Genomic DNA, 22,219 nt, shown 5'->3' on the forward strand with positions numbered 1-22,219 from the left:
TTATGCAAAGATACTCTATAATTATGCAAGATGGATCTCATTCGCTCCAGATATATCATTCATGGAGATGTCCAGCGTGTCGGATATCGTGATGTTGTTCAGAAACTGGCTATAAAAAATGGTATTAAAGGAGAAGTAAGGAATCTCGAAGATCTTGACGTTCAGATCATTGCAGAAGGAACAAAAGAAGCAATATCCCACTTTTCGAATATAATATATATACAGGATTTTCCAATCAACGTCGAATCGATTGAAACACGGGAAGAACCATACACCGGGGAGTTTCGAACGTTCAAGATAATCAGGGGTGACACGGGTGAAGAGATGGCTGAACGGATGGATACCGCAATCCAACACCTTAATCTTATTGGTAAATACAGTAAGACCGCAGCTGATAATTCAACAACATTGATAGAGATGATGCATACCTCTCTGGATAAACAGGATCGGATGCTTGAAAAACAGGACCAGATGTTGCAAAAACAAGACCAGATGCTTGAAAAACAAGACCAAATGATTGGGAAACAGGATGACATGATCTCTGTCCAGCATGAAACCGTCGATGAGATCAAAGGCCTTCGAAAAGACTCCAAATCGTATCTTGAGAAAGAATTTTCAGAGATCCACAAAAGGCTTCATTCTATAGAAAACGCCCTTAATGACGCCGGAATAAAAATCCATTGAGCTCTAGAAATCATCTCCCAAAAACCTCACCGCCCCGTCTCCCATGAAACAATATTTCTCGTTTCAGGATCAAAAACCACCCCGACTTCAACAACCGGCCGCCCATCAGCCCGGTACTTTTCTGCATACCTTTTCTCCTGAATCTGTGCAAGAGGACTCTTTCCCTTGTTTCCATCAGATGACTGAACCTTAAATTCAAAAACCCAGATGGAATTCTTTGTTATGACGGTAAGATCAATTCTGCCACGGTTTGTTGTGTCCTCTGCAATAACCTGGTACCCGAGACTTGCAAAGTAGGCATATACAACACTTGCATAGTACCCCTCAAAACCGGATAACTGGTTTTTTCGATACCACTCATGAGGTATGGAGGCAAAGAATGAGTAAAATACTTCCCGAAGGTTATCCGCATCACCAGTGCTCATGACACGATCCAGATTTCTCTGTATAATACTGGTCCCGGAGTTTTTCGTAAGCACCTCCAGCATGAGAGAGGAGAAGGCACTTTTCACTTCCAGGTTTGGAAATCCTAAGCGATAGAATGCCTTTTCTCCAATATGGGTAACATCTTTTATCGTCAGGTACCCTGCCTGAAAAAGCAGTGTTTCAGGTTTTATGTCATCTATCTGGAATGAACCAAGGAGCTCTTCTCCGGTAATCAGCGTGTCAAGATCAGGAAGGGAACGGGGGGTTTCAGCAAGTATTTTTACAAGAAATCCCGGGGTTCCCGTTTCAAACCAATATGGACGAATTGTTCCCTCGTCCAGGAAGAGAAGAATATCAAACGGATTGTATACCGACTCACCCGCCCATGAATAGCCATTATACCAGCTGGCAACAAGATCCGAATCATACGCTGCCATCAGGGAACCAAACATCTCCCGGACATCAGACTCAGTATACCCACAGATGGATGAGTACCGCCGGTCAAGGGTGATATCTTTCAGATTATTCAGACCTGAAAAGATACCTGTCTTACTGAACTTTGAGACTCCGGTCAGAAAAACAAACCGAAGGTGTACATCCAGCGGTTTTATAGCACCATAAAAATCCCGGAGCAGGTCCCGGAGCTCAAGAGAAAGATCAGGTTTTTCCAGATTATCCAGGATCGGCTTGTCATACTCATCAACAAGGATGACCACGTGTTTTCCAGTCACTTCGGCAATCCGGGGAACAAGATATACCAGTCGTTCTCCAGGCGATCCCTCTGTTCTTTTTACGTTGAACTCTTCTTCCCACAGATCAATAATCCGGTGTAATCTGCCGGTCAGGTCATCTGCAGATCTGATCGTGCCCCCGGAGAAATCAATCCGCAGAACTGGTGAGGCCCTTGTAAAGTCCCATATCGAATCCGGCTTTGTCAGTGCAAGACCCTCAAACAGGTAAGCCTTCCCTGAAAAGGCACAATCAAGCGTATCGACAAACAGGCTTTTTCCAAACCGGCGTGGCCTTGAAAGAAAGTAATATGACCCCCTCTGAACCAGATCAAGGATGAACGGGGTTTTATCCACATATACATACCCCTCACGACGGATTTTTTCAAAGGACTGGATACCGATAGGGAGGAGAGTTCTGGCCATGTATGTATAAGGATAGGATGTATAGTGCTTTCACCTTTCCTTTTGCCAGATTTATAACAATAAATTTAATAGGAAACAAACATACACTAACCCATTCATGCCCGTTTCAGTCCTGTATGTAGATGATGAACTTCCGCATCTGATGCTTGCCCAGGAGTATCTTGGTGCCTCTGGAAAAGTCACCTTAACCTGCGTTTCTTCAGGAAAAGAGGCAATAGATGCGTTGCGAACCGGGAAGTTCGATGTTATCGTATCTGACTATCTGATGCAGGATATGGACGGGATACAACTCCTCAAGTATGTACGGGCTAACTATGAGAGTACCCCGTTTATCCTCTTTACCGGCAAAGGAAAGGAAGATATCGTCATTTCTGCCCTGAACAGCGGCGCAGATTACTACATCAGAAAAGGAAGTGATCCGGTTGTTCAGTTCAGTGAACTTGAACAGCGGATCCTGCAGGCATATGAAGGACATCATGTAAAAGAAGAACTTGCTGCCCGTGAACAACTTTATCACTCCGTCCTGACCGTTCAGACTGAACTCTTTGTTGACATCCTCCCTGACCTTACCATCATCAGAGCAAATGACTCCTACGGTGCCCTCTATGCCATGCCTGCGACCGATCTCATCGGAAAAAAGTTTTTCCATGACATATCTGATGAAGACCGGGCAGGACTTGTTGAAACGGTCCGGTCCCTGACACCAGAAAACCCGTCAACCGATCTTGAGACGGTAGTCACCTATCCGGACGGAAAAAAGAGCGAGATCCTCTGGCATATTGAAGGTGTATTCAGCTCTGACGGAATGGTCGTCAGTGCCAAGGCAACCGGGCGGGACACCAGCCAGGCAGAGATGGCACGTGAGGTCCTGCAGCAGTCTGAACAGAAATACCAGCAGACCATGACCGATGTCCCCCAGCATATCGGTGACTTTGATGAGAATGTTCCATTGAACTTTATCATCGAAAACACACATCCCCTGGGTAACTGGCTGCTTCCAGAACTGGTCAGGGAGATGAAAGCCCAAAAAGCCTATGGTATCGCAGCGACAGCAGGGGCGGAAGGTTTTCGGGCATTTCTCATCTTTATGAAGGGGGAACCGGAAGGGGGCATATATATTGACCGGTCCGGGGTTCTGTATGGTGACCGGAGTGTCCTGTTCCTGAAAAACAGCCAGAACTTCACCTTCTATCCGACTGAACCTGAGATCGCGAACAGGTTTGTAACCGGCTGCCGCATCTATGATAAAAGTCATCTCCGGGTCCCGGCATCAAACCCCATCCCCGAGATCTCCTCAGTCAGAAAAGGGATTGGAAATATCATCATCAACCTGGTAAGAGGCGGAATGCCTGTAGCCGGTCTGCGGGTTACAATCAAGAGCGGAGGCAAGATTGTCGGCAATGATGTCACCTCTCAGCAGGGCCAGACTACATTCCAGTTACTCTACGGCCAGTATACCGGGGTAATCCACAACGAAACTGGTATTCTCCGGTCCTTCTCTTTTACGGTTGATAAACCTGAACTCATCCACACAGTCGATCTCTCCTGAACCAATACTGAGCTCAGAACTTTTTTCCCTTACCGGGTGGGATTATCCTATGAGATAGTCTGGTTTTAAAAAACCGGCATCGTGAGATATGAACTGAACGATCACAAGGTATCAGGTCAGTTCCCGGGACAATTCCACTCACCCATATCTGCACCTTACGAAGTCACGTGGGATTCTCAGGGAGGTTATCATGCGGCTCTACCCAAAGATGATTCTAATCATTGCATGCACGTTCTTTGCAGTCATGTTCGTGCTTCTGTTCTCGTTTGAGTTGACCATCATGGACTCATTCTCCTCCCTTGAGGAGAAGTACGTGGAACGGGATCTGATACGGGCTGAACATGCCATTGATGAAGAAATAAAAAGGCTGCAGCAGATTGCAACAGACTGGGGAGAATGGGATACCACCTATGACTTTGCCCAGAGCCGTGATCCGAAATATATCTCATCGAACCTTGCTTTATCAACATTTGAGGCATTACAGATAACCTCCTTAATTATTCAGGACCTGAACGGATCGGTTATTGTCGGGAGAGGAGTAGGAGAAAGGAAGGATCATCTGACCGGTGTTCCCACCGAGCTTGTGAAGGCGGTTATGCAGATCAGCAGCACTCCGCAGGAGAAGCACTCAGGTATTCTTGAATGGAATAATTCAGCATGGGTATTTGCTCAGAACCCCATACTTACCACGCATCAGGGAGGGCCATCCAGGGGGACCATCACAGTATTAAACCCTCTTGACCAGGACAAACTCTCTGATATATCTGATCAACTGCTTCAGAATGTGACGGCCAGGATCCTCACCCCCGAAGAGAGGAGCCAGGGATACCCGGACCTGAGCGGATCTCAGATAACTGGTGACACGATTCTGTCGAACAGGATTCTTTCAGATGTTCATGGTTCTCCGTTTTTACTCCTCCAGGTACAGAGTGTCCGTGACCTGTATGAGAGCGGGTTGTTGACACGGGACTATCTCTTCTTCTCACTCCTGCTTCTGGTGGTATGTTTCATGGGGGTTGCCATCACCCTCATCAACCTGATTGTAATAGCACCCCTTTCAGAACTGAATGCCGAACTTGCACAGATCGGAAAAACCGGACTCTTGTCAGGTCGTCTTAAAACCGGACGGGACGATGAGATCGGTGACCTGAGCAGATCCATAAATCAGATGCTTGACCAGATTGAGCAGGCGGTAGAGCAGCGACATGCAACCGAACAGCGCCTCTCACGGCTTATCGCCCTTGCCGAAGAAGGAATCTGTCTTGTCGGGCCGGATTTCCGGATCTGGTTTGCAAATCCAAAACTTGCATCCATCTTTGGCAGGACGCCAGGTGAACTGAACGGGATGGAGATCACGGATCTTCTCGAAGGTGAACCCATACCGGTGAATGAACTCCTTAGTAATCAATCGGTTCACATCGAACTGCACACCAGAAAGAAGGATGGCTCTGAGCTCTACGTCAGGGTGGTTTCAGCACCCTATCCCCTCGACACCGGACAGGAAGGGCACCTGTGTGTGATCAGCGATATAACCACCTTCAAGGACAATGAAAAGGCACTCCTCCTTTCTAATAAGAAACTCAGCCTGCTCGGGAGTATGACCAGGCATGATATCGTCAACCAGCTCACCACTATCAGAGGGATGCTGGGTCTGGTCCATCGGAAGACAACCGATGAAGTCATCTTAAACCTGGTAGAAGCTGCAGAGGAGGCTGCTGACCGGGTCAACAAACATATCGAGTTCTCCAAGGAGTACCAGAAGGCCGGGATGCAGGCACCCATCTGGCAGAACCTTCGGACCTGCTGGAGTCTTGCCTATGCAATGACAAAGAAAAAGGGCCTTACCTTCACGTATGAAGGGGGAGACTATGAGATATTTGCCGACCAGTTGTTGCAGAAAGTATTCTACAACCTCATCGATAACAGCCTCAAGCATGGGAAGAATGTCTTTTATATCACGATTCATACCCGCCTGCAGGATAAGGATCTCATCATCAGTTACGAGGATGATGGTGAAGGGATTCCGGAGAATATGAAAGAACGGGTATTTGAACGGGGAGTTGGATCAGGTACTGGATGGGGCCTCTTTTTTGTCCGGGAGGTCCTTTCGCTGACCGGGATTACCATCACCGAACAGGGAACATTCGGGATCGGGGCACGGTTTCTGATAACAGTTCCGGAGGGAGGATACCGGCCGGTGGAGGTGCTGCAGGTAGAAGAGGACTGATCCTCTGTACCTGCCGGGATCTGATCCTCTATACCATGAACCGGAAGGTTGCCCAGGCGATGATAAGCATAAGGACAGAGTATTTCAGACCGGCAGTCACCCGGCCCTCTCCCATAACTCCTGCCACAAGCCCTGAGAAGAACCCCTGGAACATGCCGGCATGGGAGAATACCCGGATATAGAGGGCGAGATCAAAACCTCCGAGATTAAACCCGGCCTGACCGGATACCCCGCTTTCTGCTCCGAGATCTGCCATGGTCTTTAAGAACGAAGAGACGAGGATCATAACGACGAAGAGGAACACGGCAAAAGAGGCAAGGATGATGATAACATAGATGAACATGTTGTTCTTCCGGTCAGTCTTCATGACCACGTACTCTGCCGAGTCCTTTCCGGCCGCACGAAGAACCTCAACGATGTCACCACCGGCATCACTGGCCCGCGCAACAAGATCCACACTCCGCTCCACAAGAGGGATGGGGATCTCTTTTCCCAGCTGGCGGATGGCATCGATGAATGCAAAGTTCCAGGATATCCGCTGGTCAAGCTGACGGATGTGGGGAGTCAGAGCACCGTACTCTGCCTGTGAGACCAGGTGAATTGCTCCGGGAAGGGTCATCCCGCTCTCATGCATCCCGGCAAGGTCCCTGAAGAAGTTCGGAAGCGCAACCTCAATACTGGATATCCGTCGTCCCTCCAGAAGGTCGGTTATCGCGAGCGGTCCGACGATGATGATAGTGGTAAAGACTGCAATATCATCAATGAAGGAATTGGTAAGTATCGCCTCAGGACCGCCTTGCTGAATGACCATAGAAAGCCCGATGATAAAGACCAAAAGCCCTGCCGGGACAGATACATAGAGGATATTAATCGGCTTTTCAAACAGGGTCCTGAAGGGGTGCTTGACAAACCGGAGTGCACCTTCAGAGTAGTGGTGATAGGTATCTATCTTTTTATAGATCTCATCACTCTTCGGATCTGTCGAAGGTTCTACTTTCTTCTTCTCAAATAGCCCCATCCTCACCACTCCGGAGTCATTGAATCGATCAGCACCACAAACATAACACTCCCGAAGGGGATGATGAGGTAGATGATGATGTACAGAAACAGGGGAGTTGATTCGCCTGAGAGGATCGCCATAATCGACTGGATAAGGATCATAAAGAGCGTTCCTGCCACAAGCGCCGTGACATAACTCTCTGCAATCAGTGCCAGAGTGTCAAGGAACTGCTTTTGTGTCTGCCTGTTCTCACCGGTATACTGCTCAGCTTTTGTCCTGAAATAGTCGGAGATATTACTCCCCGCCGCAACACTTCCGATACACCCCTGCAAAAAGTCGCGCATACGGGGGCTCGGGGTGCTCATCGAGACGTTCTTGAGTGCTTCAATCAGATCCCGGCCAAAGACATCCACCTCAAGGATGATGTATCTGGCCTCAACCGAGGACTCGCCATAAATGGTAGAGTTGCCTAGCTGCCTGAAGACCTCTGCCGGTGTGATACCTGCCGTCGACATGGCTGCAAGATAATTGATCGCATAGGGGAGGGTTGTCTCAATATCACGCCGCCTCCCCCCGGCGACGATGGAGGGGTAGACCAGGTAAATGAGAAACGTGATCCCGTACAGGACTACGAACGAGACGATTCCGGCGATGATGGTTCCAAGCAGAAGATAATGCCCCTGGAACTCATTGATGGTTGCTGCAATGTCTGTCGGGATGTTACCGCGAAAGGTGATGAGTCCGGGGACATCAAGGAGAAAGACCAGGAGCGCAATCAGAAATGAACCGATGATACCAACAAGGACTGAGGTAAAGATAGCGGTTGCAAGGTAGGCTTCAAAGGTGATCCCCATGCGTGCAGATTTGAGATTCTCAATAAGCTCATAGTACTTCTCACGCCTCCCTGACATCCGGCTCCCGAGAAGGGAGAAGCAGAACCGCTCATATGAATTCATTGCCACCAGACCGTATCTGCTCCATCAGGGTTTCGGCATCCCTGAAGTACGAGACGACAATCTTGCTCACATCACGGAAGTCACGGATCTTCTTCTCACGCATCCATTCAAGGACCTCCTGTCGCTGGAGCAGGTCACGCCTGATCCGTTCCTCATCCCACCCGTGTGCCTCCATAATCTCTTCAAGAATGAATGACTTTCCTGAGTAGGAGATCTCATCGGTTGCCTGCCGCCACCTGAACACCTCATTCGTGATCAGTTCATTTGTCCTGGGATCGATGTCAAGAACCTCGATGATCTGTTTGTTCCTCCTGATGCGCTGACCACCTACCCGTGCCTGTATCTGAACACACACCAGGTTCAGCGCTGAAAGCATGTTCCTGGGCACAGAGATGGGCGGGTTTTCAAGACGATGGACTGCTGAGGATACCGAATCCGCGTGCATGGTCGAGTAAGTGACGTGGCCGGTTGACATCGCCTGAAAGAGGGTGAGCGCTTCACGGCCACGGACCTCACCCACAATCAGATACTCCGGACGCTGACGAAGCGCAGCCTTCAGGAGCTCATACATATCAATCTCCCCTTTCCCACTCACATCAAAGGACTCACGAGTGACACTCGGGATCCAGTTGGAATGAGGCAGTTTCAGTTCACGAGTATCTTCTAGGGTGACGATCTTTGCAAGCGGCGGGATAAAGAGGGATATTGCGTTCAATGAGGTGGTCTTTCCTGATGCCGTCCCCCCGGCAAAGATACATGACTTTCCGTTCTCGACCGCAAGCCAGAGAAATGCAATAGAGAGAGGTGAGAATGTACCCCACTCAATCAGGTCGGTCGGGGTGATGGGTTCATCCTTGAACTTACGTATGGTAAAGGTAGAGCCATGAGCAGTCACCTCAGAGCCGAGTGTCATCTGGATACGGGAGCCATCCTGCATAGTGGCATCGAGCATGGGATCTGCAACTGATATGTGCTTTCCTGCCCTCTGGGCCAGTTTGGTTACAAATGAATCAAGTTCAGCAGCATCGGTGTAAAAAAGGTTTGATTCTATAGATTCATATCTGGAGTGATAAACAAAAAGCGGCCTTCCCACACCGTCACAGGAGATATCTTCGATATACCGGTCATGCATCACCGGATCGACAAGACCGTCACCAAGAAAATCCTTTTTCAGATGGTAGTGGATCTTCTCATAGGTCAGGGGATCCAGAGAGATGGCATAATCGGCAAGAACCTCATTCATCATAGACTCAAGGGTCTCTGCCGCAGTCTCCCTGGAGATCTGCCGGGTGTTCACATTCACCCGCTCAAAGATCCCTTTTTTAATCTCGTCAAGGAGTTTTTTTTCTGCATCGGTATAGATGGGCTCAACAACCTCGTAGAGGTATTCGTGCGTGATATAATTGTAGGTGATACGGATGTATGCAAATGGGGGATTGACCGGATATACCTCAATCTCCTCGGTCCCCGGCGGCGGTTCAAAGGTGAGGTTGACCATCATCCCATGAACCTTGGGATCATACTGCTCACGCTTCTTTGCAAGTGGAGCTATCTTACTAAATGAACTGAACAGGGACTTCTTTTTCGGTTCAGAGGAAACGGATTCAGGAACTTGCGGCACTTGTACATCCTTTTTCCCAAGACGACGAAGCCCGGACGGTTTTTCAGCAGCCTCTTTCTTTTTTCCACCGAGCGCGGATAATTTCAAGGGTTTTGTCGGAGGGGCAGGTTTTGCCGCAGCTGGATCTCCAGCTCCCGTATCCTTCCCCTTGACACCATTTTTCTCTTTTTTTAAACTCCCCACCCTGACTTTCATGATGAACCCGGCTGATCAGGACAAACAACAGTATAAGACCCCACCTCTGCTCTGACCCTGACCAAAAGAGACACCCCCTCTTCTTCTACTACCATAATTACATAAGCCGCAATAAATAGATAATGGCGTAACTATCCATGGCAGTGTGCATGGATTCTCCATATTGACAGACCATCATGACAGAAGAGTCTGATGACAAGGCCGGATCAATGGTCCGGACCTATGTCGGAAGAAATAGAACAGGTATTAACGGATTTGATCTGGCTCTTGACGGGGGATTTCTCCCAGGGAGCACAATCCTGCTAATCGGTTCAGCTACTTCAGGGATCGATCAGTTTGCCCGCCAGTTCTGGGAGATACTTCCTGAGCACCGGAGATTTTTCATGCTGGACGGGTACCTTCTTGACGGGATGGTCCATGCACGGGGGCTATCTACAGCAGAAATTTTTGCCCATGCCGGAGACGGCGGACTCATTATTGACTCCCTGTCAACCCTCATCATGCGTGAGGGGATAGATCCCGTCCTTGCCGGAGTGGTCTCATGCAGGGCTACCATTCAGGCATCACGGGACAATGCTCTCTTCACCCTGTACGAAGGCCTCCATGCCCCATACAATGAGATATTACTCATCAGACTCTGTGATGTTGTTATTCACCTGCATGAAGATATGCATGGGAACGAGATCATCAGAACACTTGATGTAAAAAAACTGACCGGACTGCAGCCTCCGGGAAGACTGCTCCCGTTTATCATCACCGGAAAGGGTATCGAGCTCTCAACCACATCACGGGTGGTATAAATCACATCCAGTCAAGAAATCTTTTCAGACGGCCCGTTTTTTTCTCCTCATCATCCTTTGGTGAGTGACCGAACCGGCTGTTAATATCGGCAAAGTCTATGTAATCAGGATCGGTTTCCGGGAGCCTCTCTTCTGCCAGGATAATACCGGATGAACCAGTCCGCTCCCTGACATTCATCGGAATTTTCGAAACCGGGATTTCAGGCGGTGAGGGAGTAATTGGCTGCAGAGACTCATCTTCATCCTCATCAGGAAGAGAAAATCCTGAAAAATTGTCCTGTCCTGCCGTTCTGCTCACCAGGAAGTCGACATAATCTTCAACCTGGGCTCTGAGCCGGGGACTTAAACCTGCAATCTTCTCCTCAAGACTCATACAATCACCGGAATGTTGGAACCAGGGAGAGCACTCTGCAGGCATGTTCTGCCAGTGAGGTATACAGATAAGCCTCTTCAAGAGTTTTCCCGGTTGCAAAGGTCCCATGACCCCTGGCAATGCACAGACCGGTCAATGCCAGACAGTCAGCCACGTCATCGGCCAGTTCCCTGCTCCCCGGCTCACCAACGGCAATCGGAATCGTAGGACAGAACATCTTCCCCTCACTATCAAGGGGAGTTATCTCATCAAGGACTAAAGATGCAGCGACGGCATAGGGGGGATGGGCATGCACGATGGCCCGGTGCCGTGTCTGCTGGTACACTGACCGGTGAACCCGCCATTCACTCGATGCTTCAGAGGGGACATCCCCAAAGAGGGGGACACGGATAAGATCACCTGGCTCATCCAGGTATGAACCGGATCTCGTGATAAGAAAACTCTCCTCTTCGTCACGGATACTCATATTTCCAAAGTTTCCCCCGACCAGATGCTCTGAAAAGAGACGTTTTCCTATCCGGGTAAATTCTTCAGATGTCATATCTTACACAAACCGGATTCCGACATCCTTCATTTTGTTGAACCGTGCAATATTCAGAAGGAGCGGAGTGATACTCTCTACAATATGTGATGAAGAGAGCGGGCCGGCATCATATGCCTTCAAAGAAGATATCTGATTTACCAGATCCATAACGATCTGCTTTGCCTCTGCATCATCCCCACAGACGGGAACCGAATACTCAAGTTCGCTTGAGATATCTCTCCACCGGTTTCCTGCAATATTATTAAATGCCGTGCATATCCGGGTGGTTTTCGGAAGAATGTTCTGGAGGAAGAGTGCTGCCGAACCCTCCGCCGGGGGAGTATATACAAAGCACTCACGCCGCTCCATCGGGTTTACCGGACTGATAACTATCTTTCCTTCCCAGCCTGATATGCCTTCGACGGTGGATTTCAGATGTTTAAAGGGGATTGCCAGTATGATTACATCAGACTCCCTTACAACGTCCTGATTATTTCCGGATCTGACCGAGCAGTCAATACCCCGTTCTTTGGCAGAGATAAGACAGGTATCACAGGTCTCCTGTGCTTTTCCCGGATCCCGGGATCCGACACAGACATCCATGATCCAGGACAGCCGCATCGCCATCCCTTCACCAATCTCTCCGGTCCCTCCGACGATTCCAACCCGCACGTTATGCCACCAGGGGTCGGAGAACCGATTCCAGGGTATCTGCCTCTGTCACTCCCTGGAACTTCTGAACCACAATACCATCTTTCTCAATGATGATTGTCGGAACAACAGAGATGTGGTAATTCTGGGCTTCAGCCATATGCTCATCAACATTGATCTTGCGTATCTCCACAAGATCCCCCATGCGGTTTTTGAGCTCTTCAAGAATCGGGCCCATTCGCTTGCACGGTCCGCACCATTCAGCATAGAAGTCCATAAGAATCGGTTTTGACATGCTGCACCTTAGCTGAATTGCGTTAAAAAAACAGATAAAAGTATGGTATCGGTTATTTGGAGAGGATAGACATGATAATCCGCCCATATGCCGGACGAGTTACCAGAACACCCACTAAAACACCGAGAATGGTAATGATTGCAAAGCCACGCAGGGTTGAAAGATCCATAACAGCCAGGGGAAGCATGGCGATAAGAACCGTTCCTGCGGATGCTACAATGATACCAAGAGCCCGTTTCAGCCGTTTCAGATACAGATTCGGCGACGGCACCTTTCCTTCATGCAGGATTTCATCAGTGATGATCACCAGCTGGTCAATTCCTGTACCCAGAACCGCAATCAGACCGGCGATGGTCGCAAGGTCCAGCTGCATGAAGAAGGTCGTGAATGCAAGTAGGATGATGATTTCAGAACCATTGATGAGCACCATAGGGAAGACGATACCCGGCTCGCGATACCTGATAAACACACTGAAAGCAACAGCGAGAAGTGCAAATACACCGGCAAGGACGCTCCAGAATTTGAACTGATCACCAAGTTCAGGTGAAACAGACCCGGATCCGGCAATGGTCACACCAACCGGCAGCGCACCATTTCTCAGATGAATCTCAAGAAGCTTGGCCTGCTCCCGTCCTTCTTCACCCACACCGGTTGAGGCAAGCAGGTTTGAGGTTGGCCGTGTCTGCAGTTCTGCAGCAAGGTCTGGTGAAAGCGGAGCGGAATAGACCACATTTCCATCAAGGATCATATCCAGATTATGGCCTTCTGGTTTCTTGGTTGCACCAACTCTTATGGCAGCCTGCCGAAGCTCCTCTGCTGCATCATGAGTTATGACAAAGGACACTCCCCAGTTATTACTATTCGGCGGTGTCTGGGAGGGGTTTGCAACAGACTGGATGGCATCACCAAAGAGGACATGTTCTGTCTCATTGCCGGTGGTGTGGATACGAATCTCAAACTTACCCTGTTTTCCGACAATCTCCTGGGCTTCTCCCATCGAGACCCCGGCCATCTCAATACGGATGTACCGGCTGATGCCATTGAGAGCAGTGATGACGTAGACCTTTGCATCACGGGTCCCAAGACTGTTGATCTTGTTCTCCAGGATGCGCTTCACATCATCTGCGGTCTCCTTAGTCACTCCGGGATTGAACGAGACAAGTTCGGTGTTCAGCTCGGCCATTATCGCACGAAGATCTTCTTCAGAGATGCCGCTCCTGATTTCAACCGTATTCTGATCAATCAGGTTCACTTCTGCATCAAGACGGGTCTTCAGCTCAGGGATGAGTTTATCAAGCGTCTGATCTGACTTGAACGTCACGATGGCTGACTGAAACTCAAGCTGAATCCAGGAGCCACCATCAAGGTCAAGGCCAAACTGAAGATTAGTATCAAGTCCGGACGGGCCCGGGTGGGGAAAGATAACAATTATCGATGCAATCAGCAGAACCAGGTACAGTGCTACCCGGTAATCCTTTATCATGTCAACAAAGGTGTCTTTATCCATTTATGCACCCCGCTGACCGGATGATAATCGGCCTTTGCCCTCGGTCATGTACCACTTGATAATACCTGCATTGGTAAGCCAGGTGTTCATGACATCAAAGAAGAGACCAATCAGCAGAACTGACGCAATCTCAAAGATGATCTGAATGCCCCCGATGGCCGAAACCGCCCACATGGCAAGGATGGCACCAAGTGTTGTGGTGGTCATGATGATACCGGTCCGAAAAGCACCCTCCATCTTCTCGTCAAATTTGCCCTTCCGTTTCAGGACACGGGATGTCAGCAAGATATCACTATCCACCGAATAACCGATAAGCATTAACAAAGCAGCCGTTGTTCCAAGGGAGAGCTGAATCCCCAGGATATTCATAGCTGCACCGGTCATGACCATGTCAGCAAACGCCGAAATAACCACTGCAGCTGCCGGGACAAAGGTCCGGAATACGGCAAACACAACAATGGCCATCCCGATGAACGAGATGATCAGCGCGATTATCGCCTGTTCCTGAAGAGTTTTTCCAAATGATGAGCCGATCTGATCTATTTTTGCACCGGAATATTTCTCTTCAACCTTTTTGGTAAATGCTCTGGCGGTCGTATCATCCATAGGCCCGAACTTCAGATACTTGCCGTTGTTAATCCCTTCATTTATGCTGATAAGGGGATATCCTGAAAAATATTCCTTTAGTACTTCAGGACTTTCATCGGTTACAATCGTAACACTGATACCGCCCTGAAATTCTATCCCCGGACTAACCGGAAGACCGGTCTGCATCCACATCATCCCGACTGACACTAGTGATAATACCAGGATCACCATCGGAATGATACAGAGCTTCATCGGAGAGATGGAGCTGATATCATAGGTGAAAAAATTCATGCGCAGAAGGGTTAGAGCCCTATCATTATAGTAATTGGCACACCGTTTCAAAAGTCCATTTCCGAAAAGTGCGGATATCGTTCAGACCCTGACGCAATCTCATTCTTACTCATGCTACTTGCGGATTCTATGGAGGCACCATACATGATTCAGACAATGTACAAATCAGAGTGATTCAGGTTATTTGAGAAGAAACCTTATGATCGGCGGATTTGAAACCGGATGATATGACATTCCACTCAAGACAGCATGTAGTAGAGCAGAGACTGAAAGCCTGGTTATCAGGGGATCCAAATGGCGTCAGGCGTGCTGCTCTTTCATTATTTCTCCAGTATGGAGATCTCACCATCGAGGATGTATATGAGCGGCTGGCTCCCGTATACCCGGTCTCGTACCATGGTGTTGGGGGGATGATCGGACTTATTTCATCGAGGATTGGCATTCTGCAAGGGATTAGGGATGATAAGAGGCGATGCAGATCCTACCGGCTGAGAGAGAAGGATCGTGCCTCAGTCAGAGAGATCATGACCGCTTAAAACCTGAAGGCACAACCATTTTTTCCCATCCGGTATCACCTTTTTTGGATGTCCGAACTGAAAGCCGGCCTGTACGAGGAGGCTGGTTATCACTCGATTCATATCGACGACGATGTGATCGAGTATATGAAAGAACGAAATACTGATTTTCGAATCTCAACCTCATGTGGCGGGCCGGTCCTTCTTCCCATCTCATACAAACCACCAAAACCAAGTGACCTTGCATTACGGGCAGGTGAGCGCACTATATATATCTCTATGTACCAGGCTAGATACATTGACCATATCCATATGGGTCTGATCCCCTACCACATCGGGATGAGGGACGAAGGATTCTCTGAAGATTATAACGGGTTCTGATGAGCTTTGAAGAGAGGGACCATACTGCAGATATTCTGATGCATATCAGGGCAGCGGATACTATCGGGCTTTTTACCGATGCAGGCCATGCCCTCATGAAGACGATGTACCGGGGCCCTGCAAGACCCATTGAAGAAGTGTCTGTCACCATTACCGGCCAGTCTCTGGAACACCTCCTTCATGGATTCCTCTCTGAACTCCTGTTTGAATCAGAGGTTCAGAATATCGTCTTCTGCGAGTTTGAATTTCAGATACGCGAAGGTGAAGTCAGAGCAATCCTCCGGGGAGAGCCATTTGATCCTGCGATCCACGGGGGAGGGACTGAAGTGAAGGGGATCTCCTGGTATGGGCTTTCCATCAGGCAGGAACAGAATGAATATGCCTGCGACGTATTGTTTGATGTGTGAGGGACTGGTATGATTGAAGGTGTTGTAAGAAAGGGAGAATATGAATGGGAGTTGCCGGTCGGGTTTATCCCTGGGATGCATGTTCCGGGCCGGTTTTTTCTATCTGATGAACTGACAAAGACACTGGAGGAAGGTGCCCTTCAGCAGCTTGCACATGTCGCAACCATGCCGGGAATAATTCATAACTCCCTTGCCATGCCGGATATCCACTGGGGATACGGCTTTCCCATCGGGGGTGTGGCTGCATTTGAATATGAGACCGGCGTCATCTCCCCCGGCGGGGTGGGGTTTGATATCAACTGCGGGGTCAGACTTCTCACAACACCCCTGAAACCATCAGACCTTGCTCAAAAGAAAGAGATCCTGGACAATCTGTTCGACGCAGTCCCCGTCGGAGTGGGTGCACGCTCTTCCCTTCGTCTCTCAGAAAAGCAGCTTGAGAAGATGATGACTGATGGTGCCCGCTTTGCAGTTGCAGAGGGGTATGGAAATTCTGATGATATCACCCACTGTGAAGAACAGGGACGGATGAAAGAAGCTGACCCTGCCCATGTCTCGCGAAAAGCCAGGTCACGAGGGGTTCCCCAGAGCGGGACACTGGGCGCGGGGAATCACTTTCTTGAGATACAGGTCGTCGAGGAGATCTATGATGAAGAGGCCGCACGGACCTTTGGAGTTGAACAGGGCCAGGTCTGCATGATGGTACATTGTGGATCCCGTGGCCTTGGTCACCAGGTCTGTACTGATCATCTTCAGGTGCTTGAGCATGCAGTCTCAAAATATCACATCCAGCTCCCTGACAAGCAGCTTGCCTGTGCCCCCCTCACATCACCGGAGGGAAAAGCATACTTTGGCGGGATGGCTGCAGCAGCGAATTATGCCTGGGCCAACCGGCAGATCATCACCCATCAGATTCGGTCAGTCCTCACCAGAATGTCCGGAATCGGCTATGATGACATCCGGCTTGTCTATGATGTTGCTCACAACGTTGCAAAGATTGAAGAGCATGAGATAGATGGAAAGACAAGGAAGGTCTGTGTCCACCGGAAAGGTGCAACCCGTGCCTTTGGTCCAAAATGTCCGGATGTTCCTGCAGATTACACACATGTCGGCCAACCGGTAATAATCCCGGGAAGCATGGGCTCATCCTCGTATTTACTCAAAGGGACCGATGTTGCCATGAACCGGACCTTTGGCTCTACCTGCCATGGCGCAGGTCGGGTGCTCTCCCGATCCCAGGCCAAGAAGAAGATCCAGGGGAAAAATATCAGGGAAACTCTCGGAAGAGCGGGAATCATGGTTAAGGCACCCCATGACGGGGCGATTGCAGAAGAGGCGCCGGATGCATACAAATCATCATCTGAAGTGGTATCGGTGGTCCATAACCTCGGGCTGTCAAGACTTGTGGCGCGGCTTGAACCACTCGGCGTAATCAAGGGATAAATGACATTGCAGGTCGCGGTCATCTGGGAAGGCCCGGTACTCTTTACCCGCCTCATTGAAGAATGCGGCCACTCCTGTGAACTGGTAACCCCGCATCTTCTGGCCGCCCCGTTTTTCAGACGCAGACTGCACGGGCTTGTAATTCCTGCCGGATTTGCATCTCCCGGACATACGCCGGTTCTTGCAGCATTACGGGCGATACGTCCTCGAATCAGAAGATATGTGGAAGAAGGCGGGACACTCCTCTCATTTGGGGCAGGAGCAGATCATCCCACTGCATATGACTGGCTGCCGGTCCAGGTCTTGTACCGGTATGGGTTTGCCACGACAAGAGTGGAGAGTCAGAAGAGCCATCCCTTTCTTTCCATTATTGAAGATGGGGAAGAGGAAGTCTCAATCGATGGCATTCTGGACCCCTGTGCCGGTGAAGAGGACAGGCAGGTCATCCTGCAGGCACCGAACGGTCCGGTCATGCTGGATATCCCATTTGGAAAAGGCAGGATTCTGATTGCCAGCCTGCATGAATACCCGTCCCGGCGGTTTGTCCGTGAGTTCTGCGCTGGTGAAGGCGAAGGATTATTGTAATCAGACACAAGGGAATTATTGAGGGAAGATGATGAGCCGTTATATCTTATCTGATCAGGCCGAGGCAACCGACTGGATACCGGTCTGTATGGCCATTCATGAGATGGTCGGAAAACTGCCGGTGACAGCCCGATCTCTTGAGAAACGGGGTATCCGGATAGAAGACGGGGTAGTTGTTGATGATGATTACTCAGGACCAATTCTTGAAGAGGTGCTGGCAGCCGGAGAGATCCGCAAAGTTACTCCATCAACAGGTCAATATAAAGGGATCCCGGTTATTGTAGCCCCCCTGAAAGATGATACCGGAAAGACCATTGCCGCAATCGGTCTGGTGGATATAACAGGAATATTTGACCTTGCAACGCTCATGGAGCATCAGTCCACCATCATCAGACAGGTCTGTGGCAAAGACCCCTGCCCCCTTCCGACAGAGCAGATCAGGGCAAAGCGGTGATATTCACATGTATACGCAGGCATTTAAAGTCCTTGAGATTCTTGAGAGATCCGATAAACCAGTTGAGACCAGTGAGATAGCAGAGGCGCTGTCCCTTTCAAAATCGGCAGTCTGGAAACATATCAATGAGCTGCGCCAGCTTGGATATGATATTACCGCGAGTGGTGAGGAGGGGTACGTCCTCCATGACAAGAACCAGGACTACCGTCCGCATATCATCTATAAACACCTGAAAACCAAATTCATCGGCAGGAAAATGCGGTTTTTCGAGAGCATCCCGTCCACCATCTGGTATGGCAAGGATCTTGCCGAGCAGGGCGGTATTGATGAGATGAACGGGATGGTCATCATCGCAGAGGAGCAGACCGGAGGCATTGGCAGAATGGGGAGGGCCTGGGTATCCCCCGCCGGTGGTATCTGGGTGACAATAATCCTGCAGCCCCAGATCCCGATTGAACAGCTCTTCATGCTCACCCTTGCAGCATCAGTCTCTGTTGCCCGGGTGCTTCGCAAGATGTATGACATCGGTGCCCTCATCAAATGGCCCAATGACATCATCATCGGTGACAAGAAGGTCGCCGGTATCCTCCTTGAACTCGGCGCAGAGGAGAGGAAGGTTGAGTATTGTCTGGTTGGCATCGGCATTGATGCGAACGTGAACCTTGAGTCATTAAACCAGACCATCAGGAGCACCATGACCTCCATCAGCCAGGAAGTGAACCAGAATGTGGACCGTGCCGTTCTTCTTGCTGCCATCCTGAAAGAGTTTGAGAACCGGTATGAGATGATATCACAAGGAGAGTTTGATGCGGTCATCAGGGAATGGAAAAACTTCTCTTCAACAATAGGTCGGCGAGTCAGGATTGTCACGTTGAGGACGCATTTTGAGGGAGAAGCAATAGACATCGACCCAAACGGTGCGCTCGTCGTCAAGAAGGACAACGGGAAGATAGAGCGGGTTATTGCAGGGGACTGCATTCATATCTGAAATGGCCGGAAATTATCATCGATCGATCATCATCACCCATACCACCCTCTTTATCGCGATGACCACGGTCTTCTCCTGGATCTCAATCCCTTTTATTCCGGTCCCGATAACGCTGCAGACCATGGCAGTGCTCCTGACCGGCACGATTATGAAACGGTATGCAGGCATCCCGATGGCGCTCTATCTCCTTCTTGGTGCGATCGGCCTTCCGGTATTTCATAACGGGACTGCAGGCCTTGGGGTGCTTCTCGGACCAACCGGAGGATACCTGGTCGGGTTTATTCCGGCTGCAATTCTAGTTGGTCTCTGCTATGAGCAGGTTTCGGAAAAGATTCAGATAGCAGGACTGGCCCTTGGAACGTTCATAATCTATCTCTGTGGCCTCTCATGGCTCGTCATTTCAGTTCCTATGAATCTGACTGCTGCCATCACCGCCGGGATGCTGCCTTTTCTTCCTGGTGACATCATCAAAGCGGCTGCGGCATTTCTCATCACCAGGCGTATCCTGCCTTACACAACGCGGCTTTCAGATCCATGATTGAGATTCGATCGGTCAGGGCAGGTATACTTAAAATCCCGTCCTGTACGATTCATCCCGGTATCTGTGCGATAGCCGGCCCCAACGGTGCAGGAAAGACTACTTTTTTAAAACTCCTCTCAGGGATTCTGCCTGCGAAGAGTGGTTCTGTAAGCATTGACGGAAAAGAGCCGTCTGCATGTACGATTGGGTGGGTTGGTGAGTACCCTGACCGGAACATCCTCTTTCCACGAGTCTATGATGAACTGGCAAGTTCGCTCAGATTTACCTGGCAGTCCTGTGAGTCTTCTGATCTGAAGGTCAGAAAATGTGCTCATGATCTTGGTATCACCCATCTGCTGGATCGTGACATCCATGGCCTTTCTGGCGGTGAACTCATCCTGGTCGCCTTCGCCGCCGCCTGCATCGCATCACCTGACCTGCTCATCCTTGACGAGACTGATTCCCACCTTGACGAGCGATTCTGCCACCATCTTGAGGAATTTATCAGAAGCTCAGGAATACGGTATGTCGTCTTCTCCACGCACCGGCCTGAACAGATGGCGATTGCAGACGAGATGATACGGCTGGTCAGGGGAGAGGTTGCCGAGCATCTCTCCCTCACAGAGGAGTCAGACTATGCATTCCCGGATCACCTGAGTAACCCCTGGTTCTGGAGGAAGGTTCAGACCGAACTGTCGAAAGGGGGCACATGAATACACCCCAGATAAGGCTGACCGGAGTGAGCAGAAAGAGAGGTGCATTCACCCTTCAGGCCGATGCAGAGTTCGGAGCTGGTATCCATCTCCTGACCGGACGGGTGGGATCAGGGAAAACCACACTGGGAGAACTCCTGGCTGGAATCGGAGAACCTGATTTTGGAACCATCCAATGGAACGGGGGCAGGAGAGTCATGCTTTTGCAGGATACCAGTTATCATATCAGCACCATGACCGTGCAGGAAGAGGCAGGAAGCTGGCAAGGTGATGCTGAAAGAATCATCCGGACTGCCGGGCTGACCGGAAAAGAACATACCGATCTCCTGAGGCTTTCACGGGGAGAGGTCCGAAGACTTGAGCTGGCTGCCATTCTCACCGGGCAGTATGATCTCATCGTCCTTGATGAACCATGGGCAGGGCTTGATGAAGAGGCACGCCGCTGGGTCAGGCAGCTCATTGACTCTCATGCGCATGAGATCATCGTGATCATCAGCCATGATCTCACCTCGCTCCCGCATATAGACCAGCTCTGGGAGATGGAATGCGGAAGACTGAAACGGCTTGGGCAGGTACCTGCATGTCTTTCTAAGTGGACAAAGGCGCCTCCCCTTGTCAGATATCTCCTGAATAAGGGAGTGCATCTATCCGGGCTGTCACGGGAGGAACTAGAGGAGGCGGTATGCAGGATCCCCGGATAAGACTGGTTACAACAATCCTGCTCTCTGCTGCAGCCTGGATCTCGCTCCCCGGTGCCGTCCTCTCCGTCCTCTGGTGGCTGATATGCGGAAAAGCACGGACCTCAATCCGGTCTATCCGATCCTTTTTCATCATCCTCATCGTGCCGGGATTGATGGGACTTGCTGCAGTATGGTCTGGTGAAGACGGTCTCTCATATGTGGTCAGGATCATGGCGGTGCTCATCATCGCGTCATGGATGTATGCCGAGCGGTATCCGGGAGAACTTCTTGATGTGGGAGTCTGGTTTCTCGGAACAAAAACCGGATTTGATCTCGGGCTTATCGGGGAGCTGAGTATGTCTTCCCTTGATACCCTTGCACGGGAGACAGACCGGATTTCTGTCGCCCTTCGGCAGAAAGGAACACCCCTTTCTCTGCGTATGATCCCGGCTGTCTTTTCAGGCATACTCATCAGGCAGCTGAATCTGGCTCATGAACGGGCAATTCTTCTGACACTCCGGGGATATACCAGGGGAGGCATGCATTGCCCGTCCTTTTCCTCTCCGGGTATAGACCGGATAAACGGGGCCTTTTCATGCACCATTTTCCTTTTATCCCTGATTGCAGGTGACTTTTTTAATATAGCCGGATCAACCTTTATTGTTTGAACCGCACCCTGGCGGTATAATAGGT

General features: G+C 49.9%; 25 protein-coding genes. 15 read left to right on the forward strand and 10 right to left on the reverse strand.

The window, feature by feature from the left end:
• Positions 1-30: 30 nt before the first annotated feature.
• Positions 31-684: an acylphosphatase gene (locus tag MHUN_RS16510; RefSeq protein WP_011450091.1), complete on the forward strand. Its 654-nt coding sequence runs from the start codon at positions 31-33 to the stop codon at positions 682-684.
• A 26-nt stretch (positions 685-710) separates the two neighbouring features.
• On the opposite strand, the gene MHUN_RS16515 is transcribed toward MHUN_RS16510, so the two are convergent.
• Positions 711-2,264 (reverse strand): ATP-binding protein, encoded by a 1,554-nt coding sequence (locus tag MHUN_RS16515; protein ID WP_011450092.1) that lies wholly within the window; start codon positions 2,262-2,264, stop codon positions 711-713.
• A gap of 97 nt (positions 2,265-2,361) precedes the next feature.
• On the opposite strand from MHUN_RS16515, the gene MHUN_RS16520 reads away from it, so the two are divergent.
• Complete coding sequence (locus MHUN_RS16520; protein WP_011450093.1) at positions 2,362-3,813, forward strand: PAS domain-containing response regulator; 1,452 nt, start codon at positions 2,362-2,364, stop codon at positions 3,811-3,813.
• A gap of 190 nt (positions 3,814-4,003) precedes the next feature.
• Complete coding sequence (locus tag MHUN_RS17965; RefSeq protein ID WP_011450094.1) at positions 4,004-6,040, forward strand: CHASE4 domain-containing protein; 2,037 nt, start codon at positions 4,004-4,006, stop codon at positions 6,038-6,040.
• A gap of 28 nt (positions 6,041-6,068) precedes the next feature.
• Here MHUN_RS17965 and MHUN_RS16530 read toward each other — a convergent pair whose 3' ends face one another.
• Genes MHUN_RS16530 through MHUN_RS16540 form a run of 3 tightly spaced genes read right to left on the reverse strand, consistent with a single transcriptional unit; the run spans position 6,069 to position 9,812 of the window.
• Entirely contained in the window at positions 6,069-7,058 is a 990-nt protein-coding gene (locus tag MHUN_RS16530) for a type II secretion system F family protein (protein WP_011450095.1), read from the reverse strand.
• Between the two features lie 2 nt (positions 7,059-7,060).
• Positions 7,061-7,996, reverse strand: coding sequence for a type II secretion system F family protein (locus MHUN_RS16535; RefSeq protein WP_048067644.1), 936 nt, complete (start codon positions 7,994-7,996; stop codon positions 7,061-7,063).
• Complete coding sequence (locus MHUN_RS16540; RefSeq protein WP_011450097.1) at positions 7,983-9,812, reverse strand: type II/IV secretion system ATPase subunit; 1,830 nt, start codon at positions 9,810-9,812, stop codon at positions 7,983-7,985. Before MHUN_RS16540 ends, MHUN_RS16535 begins: the two co-directional genes overlap by 14 nt.
• A gap of 176 nt (positions 9,813-9,988) precedes the next feature.
• Here MHUN_RS16540 and MHUN_RS16545 point away from each other — a divergent pair, with 176 nt between their 5' ends.
• Entirely contained in the window at positions 9,989-10,612 is a 624-nt protein-coding gene (locus MHUN_RS16545; RefSeq protein WP_011450098.1) for an RAD55 family ATPase, read from the forward strand.
• A gap of 1 nt (position 10,613) precedes the next feature.
• Here the strand turns inward: MHUN_RS16545 and MHUN_RS16550 are convergent, their stop codons facing one another.
• From MHUN_RS16550 to MHUN_RS16575, 6 genes are read right to left on the reverse strand one after another with little or no spacing between them, the layout of a single operon-like run.
• Positions 10,614-10,985 carry a hypothetical protein gene (locus MHUN_RS16550; RefSeq protein ID WP_011450099.1) on the reverse strand — a complete coding sequence of 124 codons (372 nt, stop codon included), beginning with the start codon at positions 10,983-10,985 and terminating at the stop codon, positions 10,614-10,616.
• Positions 10,986-10,989: 4 nt separating this feature from the next.
• Positions 10,990-11,526: an aldolase gene (locus MHUN_RS16555; RefSeq protein ID WP_011450100.1), complete on the reverse strand. Its 537-nt coding sequence runs from the start codon at positions 11,524-11,526 to the stop codon at positions 10,990-10,992.
• 3 nt (positions 11,527-11,529) lie between these two features.
• Positions 11,530-12,180, reverse strand: coding sequence for an NADPH-dependent F420 reductase (gene npdG / locus MHUN_RS16560; RefSeq protein ID WP_011450101.1), 651 nt, complete (start codon positions 12,178-12,180; stop codon positions 11,530-11,532).
• A gap of 1 nt (position 12,181) precedes the next feature.
• A complete protein-coding gene (locus MHUN_RS16565) occupies positions 12,182-12,454 on the reverse strand; it encodes a thioredoxin family protein (RefSeq protein WP_011450102.1) in 273 nt (90 codons plus the stop codon).
• A gap of 52 nt (positions 12,455-12,506) precedes the next feature.
• On the reverse strand, positions 12,507-13,961 hold the full coding sequence (locus tag MHUN_RS16570) for a preprotein translocase subunit SecD (RefSeq protein WP_011450103.1): 1,455 nt from the start codon (positions 13,959-13,961) through the stop codon (positions 12,507-12,509).
• Positions 13,962-14,840 (reverse strand): protein translocase subunit SecF, encoded by an 879-nt coding sequence (locus MHUN_RS16575; RefSeq protein ID WP_011450104.1) that lies wholly within the window; start codon positions 14,838-14,840, stop codon positions 13,962-13,964. It lies immediately after the preceding gene.
• Positions 14,841-15,067: 227 nt separating this feature from the next.
• Between MHUN_RS16575 and MHUN_RS16580 the strand changes: the two genes are divergently transcribed.
• The 11 genes from MHUN_RS16580 to MHUN_RS16630 are packed head-to-tail and all read left to right on the forward strand — an operon-like array spanning position 15,068 to position 22,194.
• Positions 15,068-15,376 (forward strand): DUF2551 domain-containing protein, encoded by a 309-nt coding sequence (locus tag MHUN_RS16580; RefSeq protein ID WP_011450105.1) that lies wholly within the window; start codon positions 15,068-15,070, stop codon positions 15,374-15,376.
• A gap of 48 nt (positions 15,377-15,424) precedes the next feature.
• On the forward strand, positions 15,425-15,736 hold the full coding sequence (locus tag MHUN_RS16585) for a hypothetical protein (protein ID WP_011450106.1): 312 nt from the start codon (positions 15,425-15,427) through the stop codon (positions 15,734-15,736).
• Positions 15,736-16,143 carry an archease gene (locus MHUN_RS16590; protein ID WP_011450107.1) on the forward strand — a complete coding sequence of 136 codons (408 nt, stop codon included), beginning with the start codon at positions 15,736-15,738 and terminating at the stop codon, positions 16,141-16,143. The genes MHUN_RS16585 and MHUN_RS16590 overlap by 1 nt, the downstream gene beginning before the upstream one ends.
• Positions 16,144-16,152: 9 nt before the next feature.
• On the forward strand, positions 16,153-17,586 hold the full coding sequence (locus MHUN_RS16595) for an RtcB family protein (RefSeq protein WP_011450108.1): 1,434 nt from the start codon (positions 16,153-16,155) through the stop codon (positions 17,584-17,586).
• Complete coding sequence (locus tag MHUN_RS16600; protein WP_011450109.1) at positions 17,587-18,171, forward strand: hypothetical protein; 585 nt, start codon at positions 17,587-17,589, stop codon at positions 18,169-18,171. It abuts the gene before it with no gap.
• 31 nt (positions 18,172-18,202) lie between these two features.
• On the forward strand, positions 18,203-18,625 hold the full coding sequence (locus MHUN_RS16605) for a DUF2111 domain-containing protein (RefSeq protein ID WP_011450110.1): 423 nt from the start codon (positions 18,203-18,205) through the stop codon (positions 18,623-18,625).
• 7 nt (positions 18,626-18,632) lie between these two features.
• Positions 18,633-19,613: a biotin--[acetyl-CoA-carboxylase] ligase gene (locus MHUN_RS16610; RefSeq protein ID WP_011450111.1), complete on the forward strand. Its 981-nt coding sequence runs from the start codon at positions 18,633-18,635 to the stop codon at positions 19,611-19,613.
• A 1-nt stretch (position 19,614) separates the two neighbouring features.
• On the forward strand, positions 19,615-20,151 hold the full coding sequence (locus MHUN_RS16615; RefSeq protein ID WP_011450112.1) for a biotin transporter BioY: 537 nt from the start codon (positions 19,615-19,617) through the stop codon (positions 20,149-20,151).
• Positions 20,148-20,846: an ABC transporter ATP-binding protein gene (locus MHUN_RS16620; protein ID WP_011450113.1), complete on the forward strand. Its 699-nt coding sequence runs from the start codon at positions 20,148-20,150 to the stop codon at positions 20,844-20,846. The genes MHUN_RS16615 and MHUN_RS16620 overlap by 4 nt, the downstream gene beginning before the upstream one ends.
• Positions 20,843-21,547: an ATP-binding cassette domain-containing protein gene (locus tag MHUN_RS16625; RefSeq protein WP_011450114.1), complete on the forward strand. Its 705-nt coding sequence runs from the start codon at positions 20,843-20,845 to the stop codon at positions 21,545-21,547. Before MHUN_RS16620 ends, MHUN_RS16625 begins: the two co-directional genes overlap by 4 nt.
• A complete protein-coding gene (locus MHUN_RS16630) occupies positions 21,529-22,194 on the forward strand; it encodes a hypothetical protein (RefSeq protein WP_011450115.1) in 666 nt (221 codons plus the stop codon). The genes MHUN_RS16625 and MHUN_RS16630 overlap by 19 nt, the downstream gene beginning before the upstream one ends.
• Positions 22,195-22,219 lie beyond the last annotated feature (25 nt).

This window comes from Methanospirillum hungatei JF-1 (genome assembly GCF_000013445.1).
GTDB lineage: Archaea > Halobacteriota > Methanomicrobia > Methanomicrobiales > Methanospirillaceae > Methanospirillum > Methanospirillum hungatei.